General features: G+C 42.2%; 7 protein-coding genes. 5 read left to right on the top strand and 2 right to left on the bottom strand.

Features of this window, described 5'->3' with window-relative positions:
* On the bottom strand, positions 1 to 911 hold a 911-nt coding region (gene mutL, locus Q1V93_RS07130), incomplete at its 3' end, for a DNA mismatch repair endonuclease MutL (RefSeq protein ID WP_300663207.1).
* A gap of 216 nt (positions 912 to 1127) precedes the next feature.
* Between mutL and Q1V93_RS07135 the strand changes: the two genes are divergently transcribed.
* Both Q1V93_RS07135 and bshA read left to right on the top strand, forming a co-directional pair.
* On the top strand, positions 1128 to 4082 hold the full coding sequence (locus Q1V93_RS07135) for a glycoside hydrolase family 3 N-terminal domain-containing protein (protein WP_300663209.1): 2955 nt from the start codon (positions 1128 to 1130) through the stop codon (positions 4080 to 4082).
* Positions 4083 to 4282: 200 nt separating this feature from the next.
* Positions 4283 to 5428 carry an N-acetyl-alpha-D-glucosaminyl L-malate synthase BshA gene (bshA, locus tag Q1V93_RS07140; RefSeq protein ID WP_300663211.1) on the top strand — a complete coding sequence of 382 codons (1146 nt, stop codon included), beginning with the start codon at positions 4283 to 4285 and terminating at the stop codon, positions 5426 to 5428.
* 118 nt (positions 5429 to 5546) lie between these two features.
* Here the strand turns inward: bshA and Q1V93_RS07145 are convergent, their stop codons facing one another.
* Positions 5547 to 6551 carry a hypothetical protein gene (locus Q1V93_RS07145; RefSeq protein ID WP_300663213.1) on the bottom strand — a complete coding sequence of 335 codons (1005 nt, stop codon included), beginning with the start codon at positions 6549 to 6551 and terminating at the stop codon, positions 5547 to 5549.
* A 268-nt stretch (positions 6552 to 6819) separates the two neighbouring features.
* Here Q1V93_RS07145 and Q1V93_RS07150 point away from each other — a divergent pair, with 268 nt between their 5' ends.
* The 3 genes from Q1V93_RS07150 to Q1V93_RS07160 all read left to right on the top strand — a co-directional run.
* On the top strand, positions 6820 to 7362 hold the full coding sequence (locus tag Q1V93_RS07150; RefSeq protein WP_300663215.1) for a hypothetical protein: 543 nt from the start codon (positions 6820 to 6822) through the stop codon (positions 7360 to 7362).
* 65 nt (positions 7363 to 7427) lie between these two features.
* Positions 7428 to 7880: a DinB family protein gene (locus Q1V93_RS07155; protein WP_300663217.1), complete on the top strand. Its 453-nt coding sequence runs from the start codon at positions 7428 to 7430 to the stop codon at positions 7878 to 7880.
* Between the two features lie 186 nt (positions 7881 to 8066).
* Positions 8067 to 9199, top strand: a 1133-nt coding sequence (locus Q1V93_RS07160) for a transglutaminase-like domain-containing protein (RefSeq protein WP_300663219.1), incomplete at its 3' end; no start/stop codon positions are given.

The raw sequence follows: 9199 nt of genomic DNA on the forward strand, positions 1-9199 counted from the left end.
GTTTTGGTCGGATGCACGTTCACGTCGATTTGTTTCGGGTCAACCTCCAGGAAGAGGAAATAACTCGGAAACAATTTCGGCGGAAGCAAGTGTTCAAAAGCAGCAGAAACGGCATGATTGAAATACGTGTCCTTGAAAAAACGATTGTTTACAAACAAAAACTGCTCCCCGCGCGATTTTTTAGCTGCCTCGGGCTTTCCTACAAATCCGTCGAGGCCAACAATGTCTGTTTGTTCCGTAACCGGAACCAGGCGATCGTTGAAATTCCGTCCGAAAACATCTACGATGCGTTTTCTGAGCGGAGCCGGAAGCAAATGATAAATCTCCTGGTCGTTGTGAACCAACCGGAACGCAATATCGTGATGCGGAAGTACTACACGTTCAAATTCATCAATAATGTGTTTGAATTCCACATTGTCCGACTTCAAAAAGTTTCTTCGGGCAGGCACATTGAAAAACAGGTTCCGGATTTCAAAATTGGTTCCTTCTGTACATTGCACTGGTTCCTGGTTTACCAATTCCGTTCCTTCGATCTGGATTTTTGTCCCCAATTCGTCGGCAATGCGTTTTGTTTGAAGCGATACATGCGCAATTGCCGCAATAGAAGCCAGAGCTTCACCTCTGAATCCTTTGGTTTTTAAGGCAAACAAATCGTCGGCATGCGCTATTTTACTTGTTGCATGACGCTCAAAACACATCCGTGCATCCAATGGCGACATTCCTTTTCCGTTATCTACGATTTGGATCAGCGTCCGTCCGGCATCTTTAATGTACAATTCGATTTTCGTTGCTCCTGCGTCGATACTGTTTTCCACTAATTCCTTCACGACAGATGCGGGTCGTTGAACAACCTCTCCGGCTGCTATCTGATTGGCAACGTGATCTGGAAGTAAGCGAATGATATCTGACATGAATAAGCGAATTTTGTGTTTTCTGAATACTGTTTTTAGTTGTGCCGTTGACAATCTCAACAAAAATAAGAAAAAGCGGTAGCTTTTGGTACCGGCAAACGTTCGCGCCGTCATTATTTTCGTTAAAACTGCTTGCTTGCTTTTAACAATTCCCGTTCCAATATTTTCTGGCTGACACCCTGTCAGTTTTTATGAATTATAACGTAATTTTGTTTTATGAATAAAAAGACCGTTCGTAAAGCAGCCTTCCTTTTTTTCCTGCTTGCAGGCTCCGGATTAATTACCTCTGCATTGCTTGTGAAATCAGGAACCAAACAGAAAAAACAGCAAACAAGTCTGAATGCTTCTGCTGATGAAAATCAATGGGTGGAGGCAGAATTGGCAAAACTTTCTACGGAAGAGCGAATTGCACAGTCGTTCATGGTGGCGTGCTGGTCGAATAAGGGCAAGGCGCATTTAGCTGAAACGGAATCGCTGGTTAAAAATCAGAAGATCGGAGGATTGATTTTCTTCCAGGGAGAAAAGGACAATCTTTCGGAAGCCATTCAGCAAATGCAGGGTGCTGCCGAAGTTCCTCTATTGATCGGGATGGATGCCGAATGGGGAGTTGCAATGCGGCTTTCGGGTGAACCGCGTTTTCCGTATCAACAAACAGTTGGGGCTGCAAATGATTTGAAACTAACTGAAAAAATCGGGAATCACATGGGGATTGAGTGCGATATGCTCGGAATCCACATGAATTTCTCCCCGGTTGCAGATGTGAATCTAAATCCCAAAAATCCGGTGATTGGTTTCCGTTCGTTCGGTTCTGATCCGAAAATGGTTGCAAAACAAACCGCTGCGATGGTGAAGGGAATTGAAGATGCAGGTGTTATTTCCTGTGTGAAGCATTTCCCCGGGCATGGTGATACGGACAAAGATTCTCATTTAGAACTACCAACTGTTTCGCATAGTGTGTCCGAATTTGAATCAAAAGACTTCTTGCCGTTTAAAAGCGGAATTGATGCTGGAACACGATCTGTCATGGTTGCTCATTTAAACGTTCCTGCTTTGGATCCGAGCGGAATGCCGAGCAGTTTATCCAAACCGGTGATTGAAACGTATTTGAGAAAGAAGCTTGGCTTTAAAGGCTTGGTTATTTCCGATGCGTTGAATATGAAAGCAGTTTCTGAGAAATACGGTAAATCGGAAGTGGTGGCCAAAGCATACGAAGCAGGATGTGATATTTTACTGTTTCCGGAAAATGTAACAGATGCCATCAAACTGATCCGAACCAAAGTAGAAAGCGGAAGTTTGAGTAAAGAAGAAGTGAATGAGCATTGCCGGAGGGTTTTGCGTGCGAAATATCAGGCAATCATTCACAAGCCGATGATCAAACGCATGGATCCGGCTCCGGAACGAAAACTAATCATCAACCAGATTTATGAGAAAGCATTGGTCTGTTTGAAGAACGAACAGGATAATTTGCCGATTGATCGTTTGGACCGGGAAATTATCCGCATTGGAATCGGCACGCACACTTCTGCTTTCAGAGACCGTTTAAATGACTATGCAAAAATCACTCATTATAAATACTTTACAGCTGAAGAGGCCGCGAAACGATTGAAAGAAGTCAAGCTGAATCCGGATGCAATCTATATCCTTGATTTCCATTCGGATGCACAGCGTGCACGAAACAATTACAGTTTCGGTTCGTGGAAAAACGTCTTGGATCTGATTCCTGAAAATGCACACGCCAGTTTGGTTTTCTTTGGAAATCCATTGGTTCTTCAGGATGAAACAACGTTCCCGAAATCGGTTAAGTCAATCCTATGTGCGTACGAAAACACTGCGGCAGCGCAGGAAAGAACGGCTCAGGCAGTGATGGGAGCTTTCGATATTACTGGAAAACTGGCAATGGAAATCAACGGGCACTGGAAAGAAGGCTTCGGGGTACAACTGAAAGGAAATGGTCGTTTGAAGTACTCACAGCCGGAAGAATTGGGCTTGAATCCTGCAAAACTGAAAGAAGTAGATGATATCGTGGCGAAGGCAATTGAAGCGAAAGCTTTTCCGGGTTGTCAGATCGTGGTTGCGATCGACGGGAAAATCGTGATTCAGAAATCATACGGAACAACGATTTACGAAAACGGAGACAGCATTACGAATGAGCATATTTACGACATTGCTTCGATTACAAAAATCGCATCGTCAACAACAGCTCTGATGCGTTTAAAAACCTTGAACAAGTTCGATACCCATATGGATTTGAATGAGTTGGTTCCGGAATATACGGAAGGAACGAGCTATGGAAATCTCAAAGCGATTGATTTATTGACACACCAGGCGGGATTGACTCCCTGGATTGCTTTTTACAAGCGCACGATGCAGAACGGAGATTTGAATCCGGAGATTTACAGTGACCAGGATAAGGGCATTTATAACCGGGTGGTAGCAGACAATATCTGGATCCGGGACGATTATTGGAAGACGATGCTGAAAATCATTGTTGAAACGCCGCTTACGGGTAAGAAATCGTATGAATACTCGGATCTGAGTTATTATTTCTTCAATAAATTCATTGAACGGGTAAGCGGAATGGGGCAGAATGAATTCGTGGAAAAAGAGATTTACAGGCCTTTGGGATTACAAACTATGACCTATTTGCCGCTGGAGAAATTTAACAAGAAACGCATTGTTCCGACAGAATTTGACAAAGAATTCCGCAAGCAACTCATTCATGGTTACGTACATGATCCGGGAGCTGCCATGATGGGCGGAGTGGCAGGACACGCAGGATTATTTTCAAATGCCACGGATTTAGCTGCTTTGATGCAATTCCTGTTGAATAAAGGACAAATAGGAGACCAATTGATCATCAAAAAAGAAATTGTAGATCAGTTTACGGCATGCCAATTTTGTCCCGGAAACAGAAGGGGAATCGGTTTCGACAAACCAACTGTGAACTTGAAAAACGGTCCGACTTGCGATTTGGTTTCTCCGTCTACTTTCGGGCATTCGGGATTTACGGGGACGATTACATGGGCGGATCCCGAGAACAGGGTAAACTTCGTGTTTTTATCAAACCGGGTTTATCCGGATGCAGATAATTGGAAAATAACAAAGATGAGCGTGCGAACTGAGATTCAGCGGGTCATTTACGAAGCACTTTTTGAGGCACGCAAGAAATAAGAGGAGAGAAAGCACTGCTTTCGATAAGCGCCAGCCGAAAGGCTGGTGAAGACTGAGCTAAGTTATGATGAATTGCTTAAAGCGAAGGAACAAGCGTGGCACAGTTTAAATTAAACCAGGTAATACTTCAATTAATTAAACAAACATTCGTGCAGTTTTAGAATCAGAATAGAAACTGCAACTTAAATACACAGACAAACATGAAAATAGGAATCGTACTTTATCCCACATTTGGCGGGAGTGGCGTTGTAGCCACAGAATTGGGCAAAGCCTTAGCTCAGAAAGGACATTTGGTCCATTTTATCACCTATTCGCAGCCGGTTCGGCTGGGAAGTTTCCGTGAGAATATTTTTTACCATGAAGTGCAGGTTTCGGATTACCCGCTTTTCGAATACCAGCCTTATGAAACGGAATTAGCGAGTAAGGTTGTAGACGTGGTGAAATACGAAGGATTGGATATTTTGCACGTGCATTATGCAATTCCTCATGCATCTGCAGCGTTTATGGCGCAGCAGATCCTGAAAGCGCAGGGAATCAATATTCCCTTTATTACGACACTTCACGGAACGGATATTACGCTGGTAGGAAAAGATCCTTCTTTTGAGCCTGTGATTTCGTTTTGTATCAATGCTTCGGATGCGGTGACAGCTGTTTCGGAGAGTTTGATGAAAGACACGTATGCGCATTTCGAAACCAAGCGTAAAATCCATGTGATTCCGAATTTTATTCAGTCGAAAGACGAATTGCCGGTCATTAACCTGGAGAAAAGAAGACATTATGCGCAGGACGACGAATTGATCCTGTGTCATATTTCCAACTTTCGACCTGTGAAACGCATTACGGATGTGGTTCACATTTTCCAGAAGGTTCAGGAGCAATTACCCGCAAAATTACTATTGGCCGGTGATGGTCCGGATCGTGCGATCGTGGAGCGTTTGGCACGCGACCTGGGAATTTGTCATAAGATTATTTTTACCGGAAAGGTACGCGAAACGGCTCCGATCCTGGAATTGAGCGATTTATTCCTGCTTCCTTCCGAAACGGAAAGCTTTGGTTTGGCGGCTTTGGAAGCAATGGCTGAAGGTGTTCCGGTGGTTTCTTCCAATACAGGTGGAATTCCGGAGGTGAATATTGACGGTTTTTCCGGGTTTACTTCCAATGTAGGAGATGTGGATTCGATGGCTGCAAATGCAATCCGTATTTTAAAAGACAAAGCGACGCATCAGGTTTTCCGCAAAAATGCTTTGGAGCAGGCAAAACGTTTTGATCTGGCTCAGATTCTCCCGATTTATGAAGATTTGTACGAGTCGGTGCTAAAGGAGCATGGAGAGACGGTGAAAGTATAATCTAAGGTCATTCCCGATACATCCCGCATGTCAGTTCGAGTTCAACCGCTAAAGCAGGTTGAGTATCGAGAACAACATGCGGGATACTCGAATTGACCATTAGGCTAACCTAACGTGTTCAATTCTTCAAACTCCATTCTACAAAGGTATTCATCACTTCCGCCCATTTTCCGTTTTGATAATCCGGGTTTCCGTTGATGATAGGGAAGTAATTGTGTTCCAGGTTTGGGTATCGTTTGACTTCGTAATTGGTTTTTCCTGCCTGAATGAAGTATAACGGGATTAATTCATTCAAAAAGGCGCATTTATCTTCCGTTCCGTAAGCAATGTAGAGCGGGGTTTTGATCTGAGACAGGCGCTCAAACCCAATTCCGGTAAATGATTTCCAGGGAACCAAACTGACATCTTCACCCTTATCGGCATAGATTTCTTTTTGAAAAGTGTATTGTTCCTGCTGCAGACTATCCAGTTCTTTCCAGGAAATCGTTCCTTTCATGGCTTCCTTATAATTTAACCAAACCCGTTCATGAACGCGGCCAAGCGGATTGAAACCAAACAAACCGGCGTGTGTGATTTTCGGATTTCCGGCAACTAATTCAGCTGCAATTCGCGAACCCTGGGAATGACCTGCAACTACCAGCTTATTGTTGTCGACCCATTTTTGTTTGCTCAGAAAATCCAGTACCTTATTTGCCCGCGCAACGTAATTTTCCAGGTTGTCGGCTTTTAAGAACGAATCAAGCACTCTGCCCGTGGAATCAGGCGTATAGCAATAACTTGAATTTAATTGATTCTTGTTTACAACAACGGGAGTTTTCGGCATGGAAATAACCACCACATGATAATACAAGTTTAGGGTGTTCAAATCAAAATTACCCAGGGGAATCGGATAGGTTCCCTGCCCGGGAAGATTCACGAAGAGCGGAACCGGCATAGAGCCTTGTGCAAAAAAGAAAATGGGTTTTTTAACCGTTAAATCGGTTTCCGCAACGACAAAATCAATTGTGTCGGTTTTGGCTTTCAAACTAAACTGCGTATAAGAAGTTCCGGGAACAACTTTCTGAGCATTCGCTCCGAGTGGTATAATAGCAAGTAATGCGATAATTAGTTTCGAGTTGAGCATGGTTAAATCAATTTTGAGGGCCAAATAAATGTAAAAGATGAGTTTAATCAAACAGCCCTTTGAAAACAGCCCGCGTTTTTTGTTTTTTTAACATCTGCATTCTTTTTAGGATTAAGATTATCCGGGTAAATTATTCAATACTAGTTCTTTTTTTAAGCTTAGAAGAGCCCATTGTTTTCAGAATGAGCAAACTAAATCTTCCACTAAACATGCATTTTGATTCAAAAATCAATATATTAGATTATCCACTAACGATAAATTCATTCAAATGAGGTATTTAATTCAACAAAATATCGTGTTATTCGTTATTTCACTGATAATCTATTATTATAACCCTTCTTTGGGGTTGGTTTTACTTTCCATTTCTATTGGCTTGTTTGTTTGGGAAATCACCCGGAAAAAGACGAAACTTTCACCTATTCTGGCTGTTCTTTCCTGTGTAAGCCTTTTCTTACTACTGGAAGATTATTCTACTAAAAGGCAAGCAAAAATCATTGTTGCAGAAGTATTTAATTATTACAGGAACCATCATCAAACGCCTAAAAACCTGGATGAAGTCTTCTTTTCGGGGACGATGATGAAAACAGCCATATTTGAAGGGTTTACTTACGGCGGAAAAATTCTTTCGGAACATCGATGCGAATGGAAACTGGAGTTCTCAAATATGTGGGGAACGCATTATTTTTATAATGACAGAGTGGGAAAGTTTGAGGAGATGGAACATTTAAGCGGAACCAATGAGTCCTGGAACACGTTCTGGAGAGTGGAATCTCATTTAAAAGCCACCGATCATCGCGGGATATTGGAATAATAGAGGTGATGAGCTGTTTTCAAGTGGAAAAACAATATATTCGAAAGCGAAAAACTTGCCTATTTATGAAAACAATATTTGATCAGGAAGTGAGAGAGGAATTGATTCACCGAATCAATCATTTGGATAATGATGCTCAGGCAGAGTGGGGAAAGATGAATCTGTATCAGATGATGAAACATTGCACCAATTGGGAAGAATGGATGCAGGGAAAGGGAAATCCGGTCTATAAACAGGTGTTTATCGGGAAGATTTTCGGGAAAATGGGGTTGAAGCGCATGATTAAAGATGACAAACCGCTCGATAAAGGTGTCCCAACTTCCGCTCAATTCAAAATCAACGAAACAGCTGGAGATATTCCGGCAGAAAAGCAAAAATGGATTGCCTTGATTCAATCGTACGAGCAGTATTCAAATCCGGCATTTATTCATGATTTCTTCGGGAAAATGACCAAAAAACAAGTCGGCCTGATGGTGTATAAGCACAATGATCATCACTTGAGACAGTTTAAGGGGTGAACATTCATTGTCGATCACTGCTGCAACCAGAGAACATGTTGATAGTGAGGAACACAAAAAGAGTATCAGACTATTGGAAATGAGCTTACTATCAATTGCTGATCAAATAGGTGGTTGTTGAAAAAAAAAATAACCGATGATCAGTAACTTTTTAACCGTTTCTTTGTCTCATAACAAACACACTTCATGAATTTGAAAACAATCTTTTTATTTGCATTTACAACTTGTATTTCATTCTTACAAGCTCAAACCAAAATGAATGTCATTAAAGCCTCTTCAGATAAAGTTGGTATTCGTGACGGCAAGATCTGGAAAGGAGAAATGTGGACCATTGTACCGGAAGCGAACCCGGATGTTTATGTCACATTCAATACTCAGGTTACGTTCATTACGAACCAGGATTCGATTACAGTGCGTGTGAGTCCGAAAAATCCCGTGGTCGATTTCGTTATTTTACTGAATGGGAAAGATTCTGCCCGGACACAGGTAAAATACCAGGAATCTTATATTGCCAGGCTGAAAAAAGCAGCTAAATTCAATTATTCCGATAAGCGTTTTGTTCCGGAGTTTACTTACCAGGCCTTGAACGACGAACGGTTGATGAAAATCCGGAAGGATCTGAAGCTGGATTCCATTGCCGGAGAAGGAAATGAAGTGTCGAAAATTATCAATTTGATGCATTGGGTACACAATACAGTGAGACACGACGGCAGCAGTGATAATCCTGTTTTGAAAAATGCTTTGGATTTGATTCAGGTGTGTAAAATGGAAAATCGCGGGATCAATTGCCGGATGATGGCGACCATTTTGAACGAGTGCTACTTGTCTATGGGGATCAAATCGCGCCACATTACCTGCATGCCTAAAGAAACCAAATTTGAGGATTGTCACGTGATCAATATGGTTTACAGCCGGGACCTGAAGAAATGGATCTGGATGGACCCGACGTTTGATGCGTATGTGATGGATGAAAAAGGCGAATTGTTGGGGGTTCAGGAAGTTCGTGAACGATTAATCAGCGGGAAAACATTGATTTTGAACCCGGATGCTAACTGGAATCGACGAAACAGTCAAACCAAGGAAGAATACCTGGATCAATACATGGCGAAGAACTTATACCGATTGGAAACTCCGGTAACCAGTGAATACGATACCGAGACGCAAAAAGAAGGAAAAGTGTTTGTGTATATCCAATTGTTGCCTTTGGACGGATTGGAACAAACGCCTCAAAAAGTAGAAAGCACGATTATTCAAACCGGAGAACGTTTTGTAATCTATAAAACAAACAATCCGGATTTGTTTTGGGTGAAGCCGGAGTA

The organism is Fluviicola sp. (assembly GCF_030151805.1).
Lineage (GTDB): Bacteria > Bacteroidota > Bacteroidia > Flavobacteriales_D > Crocinitomicaceae > Fluviicola.